This is a genomic window from Sanguibacter sp. Z41_6, from assembly GCF_059621145.1.
Genome location: NZ_JCAQIF010000001.1, coordinates 549,612 through 567,151, shown reverse-complemented (window position 1 = coordinate 567,151; position 17,540 = coordinate 549,612). Strand labels below are relative to the sequence as shown.

Here is a 17,540-nt window from a genome sequence, read left to right as displayed (position 1 = left end):
CCCCTGGCCGACACTCATCGAGACGCAGCGCCTGTTGAAGGAGACGCATGACCAGCACGCCCGACCTGCTCACCGATGACGACCGGCTCGCCCGCGAGCTGCTGCGGCTGCTCGAGTTCGGTCGTGAGCTGCCCGTCCCCGGAGGAGGTGCCGCGTGGCTCGACGACGACGGCCACCCGCGCACGTCCGAGCCCGTGCAGACGTGGATCACCGCGCGCACGACGCACGTCTACGCGCTGGCGACGATGCTCGGCGTGCCCGGCGCCCGGTCGACCGCCGTCGCGGCCCTCGCGGGACTCACCGGCCCCCTGCGCGACGACGAGCACGGCGGGTGGTTCGCCGACGCCGGGCCAGGGACGCTCGACGGCACGAAGAGCTGCTACGAGCACGCGTTCGTCGTGCTCGCCGCCTCGACGGCGACCCTCGCTGGTCTCCCCGGTGCGCGCGAGCTCCTCGACGACGCGCTCGGCGTGCTGCTCCACCGGTTCTGGGACGACGAGGCCGGGATGTGCGTCGACGCGTGGGACCGCGGCTTCACGAGCGTCGAGCCCTATCGCGGCGTGAACGGCAACATGCACGCCGTCGAGGCGATGCTCGCCGCCAACGACGTGACCGGCGACGACGCCTGGCTCGACCGTGCTGCACGCATCTCGGCGAACGTCGTCGGGCACGCCGGCACCAACGGGTGGCGCATCCCGGAGCACTACGACGCGGCCTGGCGTCCTCAGCTGGAGTACAACGCCGACAAGCCGGGTGACAAGTTCAAGCCGTACGGCGCCACCATCGGGCACGGCCTGGAGTGGGCACGCCTGCTCCTGCACGTCGAGGCCGCCGGAGGGGACGTGCCGGGCGGCGCCCTGCCTGCGGCGACGAGCCTCTACGACAGGGCGGTCGCGGACGGGTGGGCTGTCGACGGGGCGCCCGGCTTCGTCTACACGACCGACTGGTCCGGCGCACCCATCGTGCGTGACCGCATGCACTGGGTCGTCGCGGAGGCGACCGCGGCCGCGGCGGTCCTCCATCGACGCACCGACGAGGCGCGCTTCGCCGACGACTACGGCCGGTGGTGGGCCTACGCCGAGGAGCACGTCCTCGACCGCGAGCGGGGTTCGTGGCACCACCAGCTCGACGCGGCGAACCGGCCGACCTCGACCGTGTGGCCGGGCAAGGCGGACCTCTACCACGCCGTCCAGGCCGTGCTCGTGCCGCGGCTGCCGCTCGCGCCGGCCATCGGCCGCGCCGTCGCCGACGGGCTCCTCGCATGACCGTGTCCGACGATCAGCAGGACGGTGCTGGGTCCGACGCTGACACGGACGACTCCGTCCCGTCGGCCACCTCGGGGACCGGTACGACGGAGGTCGCCCGGGGCCGCAGGGCCCGGGTGACGATCGCGGACGTGGCTGCGCTCGCGGGCGTGTCCACCGGGGCGGTCTCGTACGCGCTCAACGGCCGGCCGGGTGTCTCGGCCGCCACGCGTGACCGTGTCCTGGAGGCTGCGCACACCCTCGGCTGGACGCCCAACGTCGCGGCGCGCCGCCTCGCGGGAGCGCGCAACGAGACGATCGGGCTCGTCCTCGTCGCGGAGACGGCACGGATGCTCGGGACCTCGTCCTACTTCATGGAGTTCATCGGCGGCATCGAGCGGACCCTGTTCGAGCACGGCTACGGGCTGCTGCTCCAGGTCGTGCCGGACGTCGAGGAGGAGCTCGCCGTGTACTCGCGGTGGGCGGGTGCCGGGCGGGTCGACGGCATCGTGCTCATGGACCTGCGGATGTCCGACCCGCGGGTCACGCTCGTCGAGTCCCTGGGGCTGCCGGCCATGGTTGCCGGGCCGCCCGAGGCGGCGGGTTCCCTCGGCTGCGTCTGGACCGACGACGGGCCGGCGATGGAGGAGGCGGTGGGGTACCTCGTCGGCCTCGGTCATCGCAGGATCGCCCGCATCGCCGGCACACCCGGGCTGTCCCACGTCGAGATCCGCAACGAGGCGTTCGCGCGGGCGACCGAGCGGGCCGGGATCACCGGGATCAGGCGCGACGCGAGCTTCGACCTCGAGGACGGCTCGCTGGCCACCCGGAGCGTGCTCAGCTCGGCCGACCGGCCCACCGCGCTGCTCTACGACGACTCCTCCATCGCCATCGCGAGCCTGCCCATCGCGAGCGAGCTCGGGCTGCGCGTCCCCGAGGACGTGAGCATCCTCGCGTGGGACGACTCGGCGATGTGCAAGCTCGTGATGCCGGCGGTGTCCGCCATGAGCCACGACGTCGGCTCCTACGGCGCGCACGTCGCGCGGCGGCTCTTCGACGTCATGGGCGGCGAGCAGCCCGTCGCGGCCCTCGAGGCCGTTCCGTCGCTGCAGGTCCGTGGCACGACGGCGGCCCCGGCCCACGCGGCGCAGGGTCACTGACGGGTGCGCCTCGCCGACCCGGAGCGGCACACGTAGGGTCGCCGTCATGAGACGTGCGGCGTTGCGCTCCAGGTGGGCGCGCTGGAAGGCGCAGGGCACCCTCGTCGACCATGCCGAGGCGCTCGCCGTCCGCCGTCCTGTGAAGCTCGGCCAGTACAACCTCGCCCATGTCGCCGCGCGCGGCTGGCGTCGCATGATCGACGTGCGCGTCACGGGCCTCGCCGCCGAGATGACCTATTACGCGATCATCTCGCTGCTGCCCCTTCTCACCGCTCTCGGCGCCACGCTCGGGTTCCTCGAGCGCGTCCTCGGCGCCGATCAGGTGACCCGGCTCGAGACGACCGTCGTCGACTCTCTCGCGGGCGTGTTCGAGAAGCAGGTGACGGACGAGGTCGTCAGGCCTCTCGTCGAGGGGCTCCTCCGGGAGGAGCGCTCCGGGATCGCTTTTGGCAGCCTCGCGGTGGCCCTGTGGCTCGCGAGCCGCATGTTCCGGGCGGCGATCCGGGCGCTCGACGACGCGTACCAGGTGCCGGAGCGGCGGGGTCTCGGTGCTCAGCTGGTCCTGGGCCTCGGTCTGTCCTTCGGTGCGGTCGTCACGCTCGCGGCGCTGCTGTCCATGGTCGTCGTCGGCCCGTTGCTGGGTGGCGGCCGGCAGATCGCCTCCTGGATCGGTCAGGGGGAGACCTTCGAGGTCGTGTGGACGCTGGCCCGGTGGCCCGTCATCGGCCTCGTGTGCGTCGGGTCCCTCGTGCTGCTCTACCGCCACGGTCCCAACGTCGTCACCACGTGGCGGGCAGGCCTTCCGGGGGCGGTCCTCGGGACGGTCGGGCTCGTCGGTGTGGCGTTCGCGCTCCAGGCGTACCTCGGCCTCGCCGGGCCGGCGGTGCCCGAGCTCGGGCGCCCGGGAGAAGCGGTGACGGTGGCCGCCCAGACGCTCGGCGCGGCGCTCGCTGTCATCCTCTGGTTGTGGCTGAGCAGCATCGTCGTGCTCGCCGGTGGTGTCGTCAACGCTGAGCTCGCGCACGCCCGCGAGGGGTCCGAGGTCACCGAGGGTCCGGCGGACGCGGTCAGGTCGCGTCGTGCTCCGTCGCGACCCATGACTCGGACTGCGTGAGCCGGAACAGGTAGACCAGGGGCGGGACGACGATGATCCCGGCGAGCACGGCGACGAGGAGCAGCGCGCGGAGGGTGGCCGGTGCTCCGGCGGCGTCGTCGATCGTCATCTGGTCGACGAGCATCCACGGGTACTGGCCGGCGGCCCACCCGCCGATGACCGCGGCGACCGCGACGACGGCGGCGACCCGCGCCGCGGCCAGGCGTCGTCGGAGCAGCAGCACGAGGGCACCGAAGCCGCCGAGGAGCGCGAGGATGATGAGTGGGGCCGCTCGCCCGGTGAGCCCGTCTGCCAGTGTCGGCGCGTCCTGCGAGACCGGGTAGAGCGCGCCGACGACGAGCACGCCCGTGATGATCCCCACGACGACGGTGCGCCGCCGCAGCTGCTCGGTGAGCAGCGCCCACCCCGCACGCTCCGAGTCCGCGGTGAGGAACGTCCCCGCGAGGAACACGCTCGTGCTGACGGCGAGCACGCCGCAGATGAGGGGGGTGGGAGCCACCCAGGACGACACGAGGTCTCCCCGTCCCCCGGCCGGGACGCGCCCGGAGGCGATGGCGCCCGCGATGGTGCCGAGGAAGAACGGCGCGATGAGCGAGGAGGCCGCGAACACGGTGCCGAACAGGCGTGCCTGGGAGAGCGTGGCGGAGTACTTGCGGAACGCGAAGCTCGCGCCGCGCAGCACGATGCCGAGCAGCGCCAGCAGAAGGGGGAACGCCAGGGTCGTCATCACGGCGGTGAAGGCCCGCGGGAACGCTGTCCAGGACATGACGAGCACGTAGATGAGCCACACGTGGTTCGCCTCCCACACGGGCCCGATGCTGTGGTCGACGAGGGTGCGCAGCCGTGCCCCGCGCCGGGGACCGCCGGCGGTGAGGTCGTAGAACCCTGCGCCGAAGTCCGCCCCGCCGAACAGGGCGTAGGCCATGATGCCGACGAGCAGGGCGCCGGCGACGATGTCCGCGACCGTCATCGTCCGTCCTCCTCCGCTGCGTCGACGGTCCTGTCCTGCGGTCCGTAGGGGCTGGGCAGGTCCTCCTCGCCGGCGCGCCAGCGGCGCGCCATCGACCTCAGCACGGCGACAGCACCGATCGTCAGGCCCGTGTACAGCACGATGCTGGCACCGAGCACGAACGGCACCCACGGGTTGTCCCCGGCGGCGTCGGCGGTCCGCAGCACGTCGTAGACGACCCACGGCTGGCGGCCCACCTCGGTCGCGACCCATCCCGCCTCGAGCGCGACGACGGCGAGCGGGCCGCAGACGGCGGCGACGCGCAGGAACCACCGGCGGTCCGTGAGGTCCCGCCGACGCCGTCGTGCGATCCAGAACACGAGGACGAGCAGGAAGAACAAGGACCCGATCCCGATCATCGTCTGGAAGGACCAGTGGGTGATGTTCACGGGTGGGAGGTCGTCGGCGGGGAACGTGTCGAGCCCGCGGACCGGTTCGGTGAACGAGCTGTGGGCGATGATCGACCCGAGCACGGGGATGTCCACCGCGCCCCGCACCTGGCCGTCGACGAGCACGCCACCCAGTCGCAGGGGGGACGGGCTCTCGGTGGTGAGTGCGAGCTCGAACGCGGCGAGCTTCGCCGGTTGCCGGTCACCGAGGCTCATGCCCAGCACGTGCCCGACGAACGGTTGGACGAGCGCAGCGACGCTCGCGAACGCGAACGGGACGGTGAAGCCGAGGCGGTGCCTGTCGTCGCGCCGGCCCCGCAGCATGCCGACGGCGTAGACGCCGGAGACGGTGAACCCGACGACCATGAAGGCGGCCACCCACATGTGTCCGAACTGCAGGAAGGAGAGCGGGGTGAGCATCGCTTCCCACGGGTTGACGTCGGTCACCTCGCCGTCGACGAGGCGGAACCCGGCGGGCTCGTTCATCCAGGCGTTGACGGAGACGACGCAGTACGTGCCCACGACGCCGGCGATCGCGATTGGCACGAGCATCATCATGTGCAGGCGCGGAGGCATCCGCCCCCAGCCGTAGAGGTAGATGCCGAGGAAGATGGCTTCGGTGAAGAAGGACAGTCCTTCGAGGGCGAAGGGCAGGCCCAGCACGTCCCCGAAAGGTCCCATGAGTCCGGGCCACAGCAGACCCATCTCGAAGCTCAGGACGGTCCCGGACACGGCGCCGATGGCGAAGAGCACGGCCGCCACCTTGGCCCACCGGCGGGCCAACGCCAGCGCGGCCGCGTCGTCCCGATAGATCCCACGCCGGTGCAGCACGAAGATCATGGCCGGGAAGGCGACCCCGAAGCACGCGAGGATGATGTGCCAGCCCAGGGACAGGGCCATCTGCTGACGCGCGGGCAGCAGACCCGCTGGTTCGGCAGCCGCCCCGAGGAGTGCGGTAATTGTCTCCATTGTCCGAAACTACGCTGTGCCCGAGAACGTGCCACCCGGGACGGTGGCCACCCAAACTCCATCCCCTCATCACCCGCTGAATCTCCCTACGTGCCCGCCTTTACCCGTAAAGTCAGCGCCATGGAGCGCACCCTGGACCCCGTAGCGCGACGACGCGCAGCCGAAGAGAACTTTCAGCTCGCCATCGAGGCCTTCACGACCGGAGACCACCAGCGGGCCGAGCGTGACTGGTTGCGCGCGCAGGAGGAGTTCAACGACGTCGGGCTCGAGGAGCGAGCGGTCGACTGCACCGTCAAGCTCGGGGTCGTCTACCGCGCCACCGGAAGGTACGACGAGGCGGAGGTCGCCTACGTCCAGGCCCGCGACTTCTACCGGTCGAAGGACATGGACCGGCTCGTCGCGAACTGCACGGCGAACCTCGGCAACGTGTACCAGGCGAGCGGTCGCCACGCCGAGGCCGAGCGGGCGTTCCGTGAGGCCCGTGACTACTTCCAGGGCAACGACCTCCACCACGAGGCCGCCACGTGCGCCGTGAACCTCGGGGACCTCTACTGGGAGGCGGACCGCGCGGGCGACGCCCAGCGCGCCTACACCTCAGCGCTCGAGTACTACGAGGCCCTCCAGCTGCACCGCCAGGTCGCCGACAGCCGGATGAACCTCGGGCTCGTCTACTGGGGGACCCAGCAGCTCGCCCAGGCGGAGTCTGCGTACGAGCAGGCCCGCGAGTACTACCAGGCGCACGGTCTGCAGCGTGAGGTCGCCAGCGCGACGGTGAGCCTCGCCGGCATCTATGCGAGCTCGCGTCGCTACGCGATCGCGGAAGAGGCGTACCTCGCGGCGCGCTCGTACTACGAGTCGCACGGACTGAGCCAGCGCGTCGCCGACTGCACCATCGGTCTCGGCCTGGTGTACCGGGAGCTCGAGCGGTACGACGAGGCCGAGGTGGCGTACGTCGACTCCCGGAACCTGTACTCGGGCCTCGGCCTCGACCGTCAGGTGGCCGACGCGTCGCTCGGTCTGGCCGGGACCTACCAGGACGCAGGACGCCCCGCCGAGGCCGAGCAGGCGTACAGCGCCGCGCTCGACGGCTACCGGGCGCTCGGCCTGCCGCGGCTGGCCGGTGACTGCCTCGTCGGGCTCGCAGACCTGTACCAGGCGACGGGGCGCACCGAGGAGGCCGACAACGCGTACGCCGGTGCCCGGGAGCAGTACGACTCCCAGGCCACGCCCACCGCGGTCTGACGTGCGGGTGCGACGCGCCCTGGCCGACGCCTTCTGGGCAGTGAGCCGGTGGCGGTACGTGAGCGAGCCCCTGCCCCCGGGCCGTGGCGGCATCCTCGTCGGGGCGCCCCACACGTCGAACTGGGACTTCGTCCTCATGCTCGCCATCTCTGCGCGAGCGGGCGTCTCGGCGCGCTACCTCGGGAAGCACACGCTCTTCAAGCGACCCTTCGGCGGTCTCATGCGGGCCCTCGGTGGGATCCCCGTGGACCGGCGCAACCCCACCGGCGTCGTCGACGAGCTCGTCGAGGCCGCACGGCGCGGTGAGGAGTTCTACCTCGTCGTCACCCCTGAGGGCACGCGCAGCGCGGGCACCCACTGGAAGTCGGGCTTCTACCGCATCGCCCTCGAGGCGGACCTGCCCATCACGCTCGGCTACGTCGACCGCACGACCATGACGGCCGGGCTCGGACTGACGTTCCACCCGACGGGCGACGTCCGGGCAGACATGGACGTCGTGCGCGCGTTCTACGCCGACAAGGCCGGGCACACCCCCGCGCGTCGCACGGAGCCGCGCCTGCGCGAGGAAGATCAGAACCCGTAGGACGCACCCACGGACTCGAGCGTCCGGTACGGCTCGTCGTCGTACCGCAGGAACAGCTCGCCGTCGCGCTGGTAGATGGCCAGGACGCGAAGCTCCGGAGAGCACCGCAGAGTCGCTCCTGAGCCGAGGGCCACCGTCACGGAGGACGGGGCGGGTACGAAGAACAGCAGGCGCCGCAGGGCGCGGACGTGACGGAGCCCCACGATGTACTGCCCCTCGCGGCCGGGCGAGACGTACGGGCGTCGCCCGGCGTCGAGCCGCACGTCCGCCCCGGTGCCGGAGCGACCGTCCGTGAGCTCCCACAGGACCCCCGTCCGGGCGAGCGGGACCCCCACGAGCACCTCGAGCGATCCGATGCCCGACTGGAGCCGGTCGAGGACGACCATCGGCGTGAGGGCATCGAGCCGGCGGGTGTCGCGGGCCAGGGGGATGCGGCGGATCGTGCGCTCGGGCTCCGGGCGCCGCAGCGAGAGGCTCGGCGTGGGCGAGGTGACCGCCGTGGCGGTGCGTCGCGGGGGCCGACGGCGCAGGTAGGGGACGGCGTCGCCCGCCATCAGAGCCGGAACCCGAAGTCCTCGGCGACGTCCGCGATGCCCCGGGCGTACCCCTGACCGATGGCGCGGAACTTCCACTCGTCGCGGCGCCGGTACAGCTCGCCGGCGAACAGCGCACTCGTCGAGCCGAGGTCCTTCGTGTCGATGGGATAGCGGATGACCTCGGTCCCGGCACGGTCGAGGACGCGCACGACACCGTCGCGCATGCTGTCGAACGTCCCGGGGTTGCGCAGGTCGGGATTGATGTAGAGCACGAAGGCGATGCGCGCGACGTTCGACGGCACGTCGGCGAGGTTCACCTCGATCTGCTCGGCGTCACCACCCGGCAGCGACCCGTCCGCGTCGTACTCGACGACGCCGTCCGGGCTGAGCATCTGGTTGAAGAACACGACGTGCTCGTCGGACAGCGCACGGCCGTCGGCCCCGCAGACGATGGCGCAGGGGACGATCTCGGTCGCGGGCCCGTTGCCCTGCACGACGGACCAGGAGAAGCCGACGGTGACGCTCAGTGCGACGGGCAGGGATCCGGAGACCGACGCGTTGGCGCCCTTGATGAGCACGGTGGGGGTCATAGCGGTGTCACTCACCCGAACTTCTCGCGGAGGAATCGCCCGTTGATCTCCAGCTGGGCGCTGTCGTGAGCGTAGACGGCGTCCATCATCGTGTGGACCCTGTCGTCGAGCAAGCTCAGCTGCTCGAGCAGGAGCGGGTCCTTGACGGCCGGGTCCGCGGGCGACGCGAGGTAGGCGTTGACCGTGGAGGGGATGTAGTCCTTGAGCATGAACTCGATGGCGAGCTGCTCGTCGATGTTCGGTGGCGCGACGAGGAGGTGCCGGGCGAGCGCGTCGAGGGTGTCGACCATCGAGAACAGCTGGATGGACGCCTGGACGGGCAGGGCGCGGCCGTAGAACCGGGTGGAACGCTCGATCCCCCGGACGAGCGGCACCATCGTCTCCGTGAAGGGCCCGGCGGGCGCGACGGGCTCGGGAGCAGTGGGCGCGACGGCGTCCTCCCGCCGGTCCCGCGACCGCCCGAACCACCGCGCCATGCCGGTGCGCCTCCTGCTGCTCGTCGCTCCGGGGTCAGCCGGTGATCTCGGTGCGCGACTGCGCGCGCTCGAGGTACGGCTTGGCGTGGGCGATCTGCCCCTCGAGGGCGGAGATCGTCACGGACATGTTCGACGCCGCCTCGGCGCGGAACGTGTCGATCGCGTCCATCGTGGCGAAGACGTCCTGGAACGCCTTCTCGAGCTTCTCGATCTCGATGGTCGACGACGCCGCCTGACGGTTGATCTCCGCCGACTGGGTCCGCAGCATCTCGGCGTTGGACGCGATGAGGTCGCTCGTCGTGCGGTTGAGAGCAGTGATCTGGTCGAGCACGAGGCGCTGGTTCGTCAGGGCCTGGGCGACGATGACGGCGGTGCGCAGCGCGGAGAGCGTCGTCGTGCGGGCACGGTCGACGCCCTTGATGAGCTCGACGTTGTTGGCGCGGACCATGTCCATCGCGAGGTACCCCTGTGCGGACACGGCGAGCTGCGTGAGGATGTCCTCCCGACGCTGGCGCACGGTGAAGAGCACGTCGGAGCGCATCGCGGACGCCTGGGCGGGGTTGGTGACGTCGAGCTCCGCGATCTTCGCCTCGACGGCGCGGTCGAGGCCGTCGAGCAGCACGGTGTACTCGGAGAGGTCGCCCATCGTCTTCCAGAGGTTGAGCTTCTCCTGCTCGATGCTCGCGTTGTCCTTGCGGAGCTCGTCCTGGCCTGCCTGCAGGGAGCGGGTGATGGCATCGAGCTGCGCCTGCGCGGACTGGTACTTGTCGAAGTACCGGGCGATCTTCTTCCCCCCGGGGATGAACCCGAGGATCTTGCGGGTCCCGGTGAGGTCCGCCCGGTTGGGCGTGAGGTCCTCGACCTGCCCGCGGAGGTCGGTGAGGGTCTTGGCGACGCGCGCCTGGGCGTCCCCGCCGCCAGAGCTGCCCTTCGCGGCGGCCAGGGCCGACGCGGGACGCTCGAGCATGCGGTTCGCGGAGCTCGCGGCGACCTGGATCTCGTCACGTCCGAGGTTGGTGATCTCGGTGATCTTGGCCTGCATCTGCGGGCTGTTGGGCGTGAGGCCGGCGAGCTCCTGCGCGTAGGCCTCGGCGGTCGCGGCGAGCTCCTTCTTGCGCGTCTCGTCGACGGGGACCATGCCACCCGCCTGCTGGGGCTCGACGACCGCGACGGGCTGCGGCGGCTGGAGGACGAGAGACGCGCTCGGCGGGGTCAGGGGCTGGGCTTCACTCATCGGTCTCTCGATTCGTCGTCGTCCGGGGTGCTACGCCCGATGGTACCGGCCCGCCCACCCGCCCGGGCGGGTGCGGCGCAGCGAGAACGCGGCCTCTCGCCGGGCGTCGCACGCTACAGCCCGGCGCTCTCGAGGAGCCGCAACCACACCTCGCTCACCGTGGGGTAGGCCGGCACGGCGTGCCACAGACGGTCGAGGGGGACCTCGCCGACGACGGCGATCGTCGCCGCGTGCAGCATCTGCGCCGCGTCCGGCCCGACGAACGTCGCACCGACGACCACGCCACGCTCGACGTCGACGACGAGCTGCGCGGTGCCCTCGTACCCGTCGGCGCTCACAGCCGCCCCGGCGACGGACCCGAGGTCGTACGTCACCGCGACGACGGGCCGGCCGGCGTCGCGCGCTGCCTGCTCGGTGAGGCCCACGCTCGCGACCTCGGGCCGGGTGAAGACGACCTGGGGGACGGCCCCGTGATCGGCGGTCGCCCGGAACCTCGACCAGTCAGCGGCCGCGCGCTCCTCGTCCCGGCTCGTGTCGTCGTCCCCGCCGAACCGGGCGGCGACGACGTCCCCGACGACTCGTGCCTCGTACTTGCCCTGGTGCGTCGTGGCCGCACGGCCCGTGACGTCACCCGCAGCGAACAGCCACCCGCCGTCCACGCCCTGCACCTCGAGGGCGTCGTCGACCTCGAGCGGTCCCGCGAGCCCGAGCTCGTCCAGCCCGAGGCCGTCGGTGGCCGGGCGCCGACCCGTCGCGACGAGGACCTCCTCGGCGAGGACCTCCGCACCGTCCGACGTCGTGAGGTGGACCCCGTCGTCGTCCCTGCGAGCCGCGGTGACCTCCGTGCCCGGGCGCACGTCGACACCCAGGGTCTCGAGCGAGCGTCGGACCGCCTCGCCGGCGAACGGCTCGAAGCCGGACAGCACCCGTTCGCCGCGCACGAGCAGCGTGACCCGGGCGCCGAGGTCGGCGTAGGCCGTCGCCATCTCGACGCCGACGACCCCGCCGCCGAGGATCGCGAGTGACTCCGGGACGTGCTGTGCGGACGTGGCGTCGCGGCTCGTCCACGGCTCGACGCCGGCGAGCCCGTCGATCGGGGGGACGACCGGCACCGACCCGGTCGCCACGACGACGGCGTGCCGCGCGACGACGGTCGTCACCCGCCCCCCGGCGTCGGTGACGGCCAGCGTGCGCGGCGCGGTGAACCGGGCGCGGCCGCGGACGAGATCGATGCCCGCGCCGTCGAGCCACTCGGCCTGGCTCGCGTCGTCCCACCCGGACGCGAAGGTGTCGCGGCGGGCGAGGACCGCGGCGCGGTCGAGCGGCCCGGTGACGGCTGACGCCGCTCCCGGCACGGCGCGGGCGGCGGCGAGCACCGCGCCCGGGCGCAGGAGCGCCTTCGACGGCATGCACGCCCAGTACGAGCACTCCCCGCCGACGAGCTCCGCCTCGATGACGGCGACGCTCAGGCCACCCCGCCCGGCGCGGTCCGCCGCGTTCTCCCCCACGGCCCCGGCACCGACGACGACCACGTCGTAGGTGAGGCGTGGCTGCTCGGTGTCCGGGTGGCTCATGACGTTCTCCTAGGCGGGCTCGGCGTCGTCGTCGGCGGGTTCGGACGGTGGGACGGCCGGATGCGTGGACGTCGCGTTCCACTCCTTGATGGCCGTCCATGCGACGGCCGCGACGGGGACGGAGAGCAGGGCGCCGACGATGCCCGCGAGGATCGTCCCGATGGTCAGGGCGAGGAGTATGACGAGCGGGTGCAGTGACAGGGCCCGGCCGATGACGACGGGGGCGAGCAGGTCACCCTCGAGCTGGTTCACCACGATGACGACGACGAGCACGATGAGCGCCGTGACCGGCCCGTTCGTCACGAGGGCGACGAGGGAGGCGAGCACGCCCGCGACCGTGGCGCCGACGAGCGGGACGAACGCGCCGAGGAAGACGATCGTCGCGAGCGGCAGGGCGAGCGGCACCCCGAGGATGAGGAGCGCCAGCCCGATGAGGATGGTGTCGACGAGCGCCACGAGCGCCGTCCCGCGGACGTAGCCACCGAGCACCCGCACGGACCGCACCCCGATGCGCTGCACGCGGTGGCGGTTGTGGGCCTCGATGGGACGGATGAGGAACTCGAAGATCGACCGGCCGTCCTTGAGCAGGAAGAAGAGGATGACGACACCGAGGAGAACTCCCGCGACCGCCTCGAACGCGGCGGTGGCGCCCGTGATGGCACCGCTCTGGAACGCGTCGCTGCCCAGGAGGTCGACCGCGGACTCGCGCGCCGAGGTGATCTGCTCGTCGGTGATACCGAGGCGCCCCTCGGTGAGGAACGTCTGCAGCTCGTCGAGCCCTTCGCTCGCGGACGTGACGAGCTCGTCCCACTCGTTGCGGATCCCGCGACCGACGAGCCACAGGGTGACGCTCAGGGCACCGATGCCCGTGAGCATCGCCGCCCATGTCGCGACGCCGCTCGGCAGCCCCTTGCGGCGCAGGAACGTCACGACGGGGCTGACGGCGGCGGCGATGACGGTCGCGATGAGCACCGGGATGACGACGAGCTTGAGCTGGACGAGGGCGATCATCGCGCAGGTGACGAGCGCGAGGAGGAGCAGCACCTGTGCGCTGCGGATCGAGGCGCGGCCGAGGGAGTCGGCCCACGGTGACGCCTTCCGCGAGGCCCCGGGCGGCGGGGTGAGGTCGTGGGGCGCAGCAGCGAGGGATGCGTGTGCTGCGCGCTCGGACGCGCTGGGCGAGGCCTTCATCCCGGCAGGGTACGTGCGGATGCGACGTGCCGCCCGGCGACGTAGCGTCGCCTCACAGCGCTGCCCCGTGCCCGGGCACGCCCAGACCCCGAGGAGCGCGCATGGCCGTCGACATGAACCTGCTGGGCGTGTACCTGAACGACCACATCACGGGCGCGACGGGCGGCGTGGGCCGCCTGCGCAACATGACCCACAACTACGAGGGGACGTCCCTCGCGGCGCCCATGGCCCGCCTGGCGCGGGAGATGGAGGACGAGCGGCAGTGGCTCCTCGCCCAGGCGGAGCGACTGGGCGTCGGTGTGCAGCGGTACAAGATCGCCGCGGCCGCCGTCGGGGAACGTCTCGCCAGGCTCAAGCCCAACGGGCGCGTCGCGAGCTCCTCGCCGCTGCGCGCCCTGCTCGAGCTCGAGCTGCTGCGGAGCGCCATCCGTGGCAAGGAGAGCGGCTGGCGGACCTTCAAGGTCTACGCCGCCGACGCAGGGTTCGACGAGGAGAAGCTCGACGCCTACATCGCCCAGGCGGAGGACCACTACGCGACGGTGGACGCGCTCCTCGCACAGGTGCGCGGGACCGCGCTCGAGGCGCAGGACGACCAGACCCCGAGCGCCTGACCCGGTCGCGCCGCTACGCGCGCGGTGGGTGGCCGGTGAGGTTCCCGGCTCCGGTCGGGTCCATCTGCGTGCGGATGACGCGGGCCGCCTCGCGCAGCTGGTGCGCCTGCTCGGGGGTGAGCGCGTCGAACAGGAGATGACGGACGTGGTCGACGTGCCCGGGGGCGCTCTGCTGGATCTTCTCGAGTCCGGCGTCGGTGAGGACGGCGTTGGTGAACCGACGGTCCTGGGTGCTCGCGTGCCGCTCGACGTACCCGGAGCGCTCGAGGCGCTTGACGACGTGCGAGAGCCGCGACAGCGACCCGCTGGTCAGGCGCGCGAGCTCACCCATGCCCAGGCTGCGCTCGGGCTGCTCGGAGAGCATGGCGAGGACCATGTACTCGTAGAAGCTGAGGTCGGCGTCGCGCTGCAGCTGCGAGTCGAGCGCGGAGGGCATCCGGATGAGGAGCTCGGAGAAGAGCAACCACGTCTCACGCTCGTCAGCGTCGAGCCAGCGGGGCTCCCCGGCGGCGGGCGTGGTGGCATAGGACATGGAGCCCACTTTACGCCTCGTCGATTGATGGTTCACGTAACGCGGGTCAGCCCTCGACCGTCGGATGGAGCACCCGCGCCGGTGAGGTCCTCGGCCGTCCACCCGGGCTCGAGCTGTGTGGTCGTCGTCGAGACCTCTCCGACCAGGTCGAAGAACCCCTCGTGGGTGCCTGTGCTCGGGTCCTCCACCGTGTCCTGCCCGTAGAGGATGACGAAGTCGACGGGGCGCCCGTCGGCCTTCTTGCGGATGACGCGGCCCAGGCGCTGCACCATCTGGCGCCGGGAGCGGCTCGCCGTCATGACGACCCCGAGGTCGACGGTCGGCAGGTCGATGCCCTCGTCGAGGAGCTTCGGGGCCGCCACGGCCTGGAGGCGCCCGTCGCGGAGCGCGTCGAGCGTGTCGAGACGCTCGGGGCGGTCCATGTCGCTGTGCAGGGCCGACGCCGGTACGCCCAGCCCGCGCAACCGGAGCGTGGCCTCCTCGGCCGTCGTCTTCGACTGCGTGAACAGGACCGCGCCCTGGCTCGCGCGGATGGCGTCGCCGAGCTGCTCGACGGCGTCGAGCTTGCCCGTGAGCTGCGCGAGCAGGGTGCGCCTGTCGCGCATGGCGGCCGTCGCGGTCCGGGCAGCGATCCCGATCCGTCCCGGGATCCCGGACAACCGCGCGAGCTCCTGCGACAGGCCGGCGCCGGCGCCACCGAGCGCCCCCGCGCCGCGGAGCGTCTTCAGCGAGCTCGAGATCGTGTGCCCGAGCTTCTCGTAGGCGGCACCCTCCTCGTCAGTGAGGGCGACAGGCGCCAGGACGAGCCGGAACGGCGCGACGACGCGCTCGCGGATCGCCCGGTCGAACCCCACGGTGAGGATGGTGCGACCGAAGTAGGGGCGGATCGCGCCGTCGACGCCGTCGTCGGACCGCTCGAGCGTCGCGGTGAGCCCGAGGCGGCGCCGGTACCCGCTGCGCAGTGCACGCTGGAACTCCGTCGCGCCATAGCGGTGGACCTCGTCCGCGACGAGGAGCGAGTCGTCCGAGAGACCACCGAGATCGGTCCTGGCGGCCGAGTTGACGACGGCGATGGTCACGTCGGACCTCGCCGGGTCGCCGCCGCTCTTCCCGCCGATGCGGGCGACGCGCAGGCCGGGAAGGAACTGGCGGAACCGCTCCGCCCACTGGTCCTGGAGGTCGATGGAGGGTACGAGCACCGTGGAACGCTGGCCGTCCCGGGCCGCGTGCGCGACGGCCTCGAGGCCCACGTGGGTCTTCCCCGTCCCGGTGACGGCCTCGACGATGCCCTCGCACCCGTTCGCGTACCAGTCCGCGATCGCTTCGCGCTGCCACTCGAGGAGGGCGAGGACCTCCGCGGGGGCCGGGCGCGCGGCGGCGCTGGGGCGCGGCGGTGGTGGCGGAGTGGTCGGCGCGGCGAGCACGAGGTCGCGGTACGTGTCGTGCTCAGCGACGAGGCGCTCCGACCGCCGGGCAGCCACCGCGCCGTCGACGGTGGCGCTGTCGGTCCCTGCGAGGGACCACCGCGGGACGGACGAGTCGTCACGCTGGAACGTCGCCGTCTCGCGGTAGAGCAGCACGTTGACGGTCGACTTCGTGGCGTCCGGATGCCCGTTGCGGCGCAGCCAGAGCGCGATCTCGCGCGCGTTGGACCCGGGCGCCTGGGTGAGGGCGAGGGCGACGGCCTCTGCCATGGTCGGCTCACCGTCGCCCGCCGGAGTGTCGCCACTGGCCCCGACGCCCCGCTCCGGGCGCGGTGGGCGTGCCGCAGCGGAGACCGGACCCCGAGCCACAGCGGGGGCAGGCGTCGTGCTCCCACGTCTGCTCGGGGGTTCGTCGACCTTCTCGGGCATGCTCGCCCCATCTTCTCTAGCTGTCACTCGTCCGACGTCGATGATTCTCCTCCACCGTCCGACCTCGTCACACGAGCGACCAGCGAGGCCGAGGGTGGAAGGGTCGCGATGGCGACATCGTGGGTCACCATGCCCGTGGTCTGGTGGTCCGCCGTGGGGCGGTGCCTCGTGACGGCGGCGTCCGCGAACCCGGCTGCAAGCGCGCCGAGCGCGTAGACGAGCAGGTCCGGGGCGTGGAACGTCGTCCCGAGCACCCAGCGCGCCGGGTCCCAGTGGTCCACGACCACCGACGCGAGTCCCACGAGCTGCGCGAGCTCGACGACCGTGCACATCCCCCAGGTGACCACGGCGACGGTGGCCGGTCGGGTCCGGGGCGCGACGAACGCCACGAGCAGGTAGACGAGGGCCGCGTACAGCGCGTCCCCGGCCACCGCGGACGCCAGGCCGTCGCCGACGGTGCGGACGACGAGCCCGAGCGCCGTCGTGACGGCCGCTGCGAGAGCGAGGGCGCGGCGTCGGGTCACCCTAGATCTTCCCACTCCGGCTCGACGCGGCCGAGCGAGCGCGAAGGGGTCAGCTACGGCTGGAGGGCGGTGTAGGTCCAGATCTGGGTTCCGTCGGGGTTGTAGTACGAGTAGGTGACCTTGAGGTCACCCGTGACACCAGCGGCTTCCATCGCTGGGAAGACGCCGGATTCGATCGCCGACTGCATCGTCGGGATGCCAGCCTCGAGCGCGGGCACCGCGGATGCGACGTCGACGGTCTCGGCGAAGACGTAGTCGAACGCGACCGTGTCCGGGTGGACCGCCGTGACCTCGGCGCTCGAGTACGTCCCCGCGTACGCCTCGAGGGCCGCAGGGAGGGCGGCGCGTTCGGCCTCGACATAGCTGTCGAGCGCCGCGTTCGCGTCCTCGTCCGCCGCGTCCTCGTCCGGCACGTCCTCGGTGCCGGGCTCCTCGGCCTCGGGCTCGGAGTCCTCCTCCGTCCCGGCCTCGTCCTCCGTCCCGGTGTCGGCGTCAGCCGTGCTGCTCGAGGTCGGCTCCGGAGCGTCGCTCGACTCCGTGCTGGTGGAGTCGCCGGAGCAACCGACGAGGGTGAGGGTGAGCAGGGTCGCAACGGCGACGCGGGGGATGCGCATGGCCCGCAGCGTAGCGGCCCCCGTCGGGGTCGTGTCCAGAGATCTTCCGCACGAACTTCTCCGGTGCTGTTCCGCTGGCGCTCGCGAGCAGCGTC

General features: G+C 72.1%; 18 protein-coding genes. 6 read left to right on the top strand and 12 right to left on the bottom strand.

What is annotated here, in order from left to right:
• The first annotated feature begins 47 nt into the window (after positions 1–47).
• The 3 genes from AC54T1_RS02700 to AC54T1_RS02690 are packed head-to-tail and all read left to right on the top strand — an operon-like array spanning position 48 to position 3,518.
• Entirely contained in the window at positions 48–1,265 is a 1,218-nt protein-coding gene (locus AC54T1_RS02700; RefSeq protein ID WP_496910946.1) for an AGE family epimerase/isomerase, read from the top strand.
• On the top strand, positions 1,262–2,404 hold the full coding sequence (locus AC54T1_RS02695; RefSeq protein WP_496910945.1) for a LacI family DNA-binding transcriptional regulator: 1,143 nt from the start codon (positions 1,262–1,264) through the stop codon (positions 2,402–2,404). Before AC54T1_RS02700 ends, AC54T1_RS02695 begins: the two co-directional genes overlap by 4 nt.
• 46 nt (positions 2,405–2,450) lie before the next feature.
• On the top strand, positions 2,451–3,518 hold the full coding sequence (locus AC54T1_RS02690) for a YihY/virulence factor BrkB family protein (RefSeq protein WP_484343797.1): 1,068 nt from the start codon (positions 2,451–2,453) through the stop codon (positions 3,516–3,518).
• Here the strand turns inward: AC54T1_RS02690 and AC54T1_RS02685 are convergent.
• Both AC54T1_RS02685 and AC54T1_RS02680 read right to left on the bottom strand, forming a co-directional pair.
• A complete protein-coding gene (locus AC54T1_RS02685; RefSeq protein WP_484343796.1) occupies positions 3,472–4,488 on the bottom strand; it encodes a cytochrome d ubiquinol oxidase subunit II in 1,017 nt (338 codons plus the stop codon). The two genes, AC54T1_RS02690 and AC54T1_RS02685, sit on opposite strands and share 47 nt — an antisense overlap.
• Positions 4,485–5,885 carry a cytochrome ubiquinol oxidase subunit I gene (locus AC54T1_RS02680; protein WP_484343795.1) on the bottom strand — a complete coding sequence of 467 codons (1,401 nt, stop codon included), beginning with the start codon at positions 5,883–5,885 and terminating at the stop codon, positions 4,485–4,487. Before AC54T1_RS02680 ends, AC54T1_RS02685 begins: the two co-directional genes overlap by 4 nt.
• 120 nt (positions 5,886–6,005) lie before the next feature.
• Between AC54T1_RS02680 and AC54T1_RS02675 the strand changes: the two genes are divergently transcribed.
• Both AC54T1_RS02675 and AC54T1_RS02670 read left to right on the top strand, forming a co-directional pair.
• Positions 6,006–7,127 (top strand): tetratricopeptide repeat protein, encoded by a 1,122-nt coding sequence (locus AC54T1_RS02675; protein WP_484343794.1) that lies wholly within the window; start codon positions 6,006–6,008, stop codon positions 7,125–7,127.
• Position 7,128: 1 nt separating this feature from the next.
• Positions 7,129–7,710, top strand: coding sequence for a 1-acyl-sn-glycerol-3-phosphate acyltransferase (locus tag AC54T1_RS02670; RefSeq protein ID WP_484343793.1), 582 nt, complete (start codon positions 7,129–7,131; stop codon positions 7,708–7,710).
• Here AC54T1_RS02670 and AC54T1_RS02665 read toward each other — a convergent pair.
• The 6 genes from AC54T1_RS02665 to AC54T1_RS02640 form a co-directional block, all read right to left on the bottom strand.
• The gene (locus tag AC54T1_RS02665) at positions 7,698–8,264 is read right to left on the bottom strand and encodes a hypothetical protein (protein WP_496910944.1); all 567 of its coding nucleotides are present in this window, start codon (positions 8,262–8,264) and stop codon (positions 7,698–7,700) included. The two genes, AC54T1_RS02670 and AC54T1_RS02665, sit on opposite strands and share 13 nt — an antisense overlap.
• On the bottom strand, positions 8,264–8,851 hold the full coding sequence (locus AC54T1_RS02660; protein ID WP_496910943.1) for a TerD family protein: 588 nt from the start codon (positions 8,849–8,851) through the stop codon (positions 8,264–8,266). The genes AC54T1_RS02665 and AC54T1_RS02660 overlap by 1 nt, the downstream gene beginning before the upstream one ends.
• Positions 8,848–9,312 carry a hypothetical protein gene (locus tag AC54T1_RS02655; protein WP_496910942.1) on the bottom strand — a complete coding sequence of 155 codons (465 nt, stop codon included), beginning with the start codon at positions 9,310–9,312 and terminating at the stop codon, positions 8,848–8,850. The genes AC54T1_RS02660 and AC54T1_RS02655 overlap by 4 nt, the downstream gene beginning before the upstream one ends.
• A gap of 34 nt (positions 9,313–9,346) precedes the next feature.
• Complete coding sequence (locus tag AC54T1_RS02650) at positions 9,347–10,546, bottom strand: toxic anion resistance protein (protein WP_484343789.1); 1,200 nt, start codon at positions 10,544–10,546, stop codon at positions 9,347–9,349.
• Positions 10,547–10,659: 113 nt separating this feature from the next.
• On the bottom strand, positions 10,660–12,120 hold the full coding sequence (locus tag AC54T1_RS02645) for a dihydrolipoyl dehydrogenase family protein (RefSeq protein WP_496910941.1): 1,461 nt from the start codon (positions 12,118–12,120) through the stop codon (positions 10,660–10,662).
• Positions 12,121–12,129: 9 nt separating this feature from the next.
• Complete coding sequence (locus tag AC54T1_RS02640; RefSeq protein ID WP_496910940.1) at positions 12,130–13,311, bottom strand: AI-2E family transporter; 1,182 nt, start codon at positions 13,309–13,311, stop codon at positions 12,130–12,132.
• Positions 13,312–13,412: 101 nt separating this feature from the next.
• Between AC54T1_RS02640 and AC54T1_RS02635 the strand changes: the two genes are divergently transcribed.
• Positions 13,413–13,922: a hypothetical protein gene (locus tag AC54T1_RS02635; protein WP_496910939.1), complete on the top strand. Its 510-nt coding sequence runs from the start codon at positions 13,413–13,415 to the stop codon at positions 13,920–13,922.
• Positions 13,923–13,935: 13 nt separating this feature from the next.
• Here the strand turns inward: AC54T1_RS02635 and AC54T1_RS02630 are convergent, their stop codons facing one another.
• From AC54T1_RS02630 to AC54T1_RS02615, 4 genes are all read right to left on the bottom strand, one after another.
• Positions 13,936–14,454: a MarR family winged helix-turn-helix transcriptional regulator gene (locus tag AC54T1_RS02630; RefSeq protein WP_496910938.1), complete on the bottom strand. Its 519-nt coding sequence runs from the start codon at positions 14,452–14,454 to the stop codon at positions 13,936–13,938.
• 32 nt (positions 14,455–14,486) lie between these two features.
• A complete protein-coding gene (locus AC54T1_RS02625; RefSeq protein WP_496910937.1) occupies positions 14,487–16,148 on the bottom strand; it encodes a DEAD/DEAH box helicase in 1,662 nt (553 codons plus the stop codon).
• Positions 16,149–16,330: 182 nt separating this feature from the next.
• Entirely contained in the window at positions 16,331–16,831 is a 501-nt protein-coding gene (locus AC54T1_RS02620) for a ribosomal maturation YjgA family protein (protein ID WP_496910936.1), read from the bottom strand.
• Positions 16,832–16,884: 53 nt separating this feature from the next.
• Complete coding sequence (locus tag AC54T1_RS02615; RefSeq protein ID WP_496910935.1) at positions 16,885–17,445, bottom strand: hypothetical protein; 561 nt, start codon at positions 17,443–17,445, stop codon at positions 16,885–16,887.
• Positions 17,446–17,540 lie beyond the last annotated feature (95 nt).

Excerpts from the sequence above, each read along its gene's own strand:
- AC54T1_RS02700 (WP_496910946.1), top strand. The coding sequence starts at position 48 with ATGACCAGCACGCCCGACCTGCTCACCGATGACGACCGGCTCGCCCGC.
- AC54T1_RS02695 (WP_496910945.1), top strand. The coding sequence starts at position 1,262 with ATGACCGTGTCCGACGATCAGCAGGACGGTGCTGGGTCCGACGCTGAC.
- AC54T1_RS02690 (WP_484343797.1), top strand. The coding sequence starts at position 2,451 with ATGAGACGTGCGGCGTTGCGCTCCAGGTGGGCGCGCTGGAAGGCGCAG.
- AC54T1_RS02685 (WP_484343796.1), bottom strand. The coding sequence starts at position 4,488 with ATGACGGTCGCGGACATCGTCGCCGGCGCCCTGCTCGTCGGCATCATG.
- AC54T1_RS02680 (WP_484343795.1), bottom strand. The coding sequence starts at position 5,885 with ATGGAGACAATTACCGCACTCCTCGGGGCGGCTGCCGAACCAGCGGGT.
- AC54T1_RS02675 (WP_484343794.1), top strand. The coding sequence starts at position 6,006 with ATGGAGCGCACCCTGGACCCCGTAGCGCGACGACGCGCAGCCGAAGAG.
- AC54T1_RS02665 (WP_496910944.1), bottom strand. The coding sequence starts at position 8,264 with ATGGCGGGCGACGCCGTCCCCTACCTGCGCCGTCGGCCCCCGCGACGC.
- AC54T1_RS02655 (WP_496910942.1), bottom strand. The coding sequence starts at position 9,312 with ATGGCGCGGTGGTTCGGGCGGTCGCGGGACCGGCGGGAGGACGCCGTC.
- AC54T1_RS02650 (WP_484343789.1), bottom strand. The coding sequence starts at position 10,546 with ATGAGTGAAGCCCAGCCCCTGACCCCGCCGAGCGCGTCTCTCGTCCTC.
- AC54T1_RS02645 (WP_496910941.1), bottom strand. The coding sequence starts at position 12,120 with ATGAGCCACCCGGACACCGAGCAGCCACGCCTCACCTACGACGTGGTC.
- AC54T1_RS02640 (WP_496910940.1), bottom strand. The coding sequence starts at position 13,311 with ATGAAGGCCTCGCCCAGCGCGTCCGAGCGCGCAGCACACGCATCCCTC.
- AC54T1_RS02635 (WP_496910939.1), top strand. The coding sequence starts at position 13,413 with ATGGCCGTCGACATGAACCTGCTGGGCGTGTACCTGAACGACCACATC.
- AC54T1_RS02630 (WP_496910938.1), bottom strand. The coding sequence starts at position 14,454 with ATGTCCTATGCCACCACGCCCGCCGCCGGGGAGCCCCGCTGGCTCGAC.
- AC54T1_RS02625 (WP_496910937.1), bottom strand. The coding sequence starts at position 16,148 with ATGGCAGAGGCCGTCGCCCTCGCCCTCACCCAGGCGCCCGGGTCCAAC.
- AC54T1_RS02615 (WP_496910935.1), bottom strand. The coding sequence starts at position 17,445 with ATGCGCATCCCCCGCGTCGCCGTTGCGACCCTGCTCACCCTCACCCTC.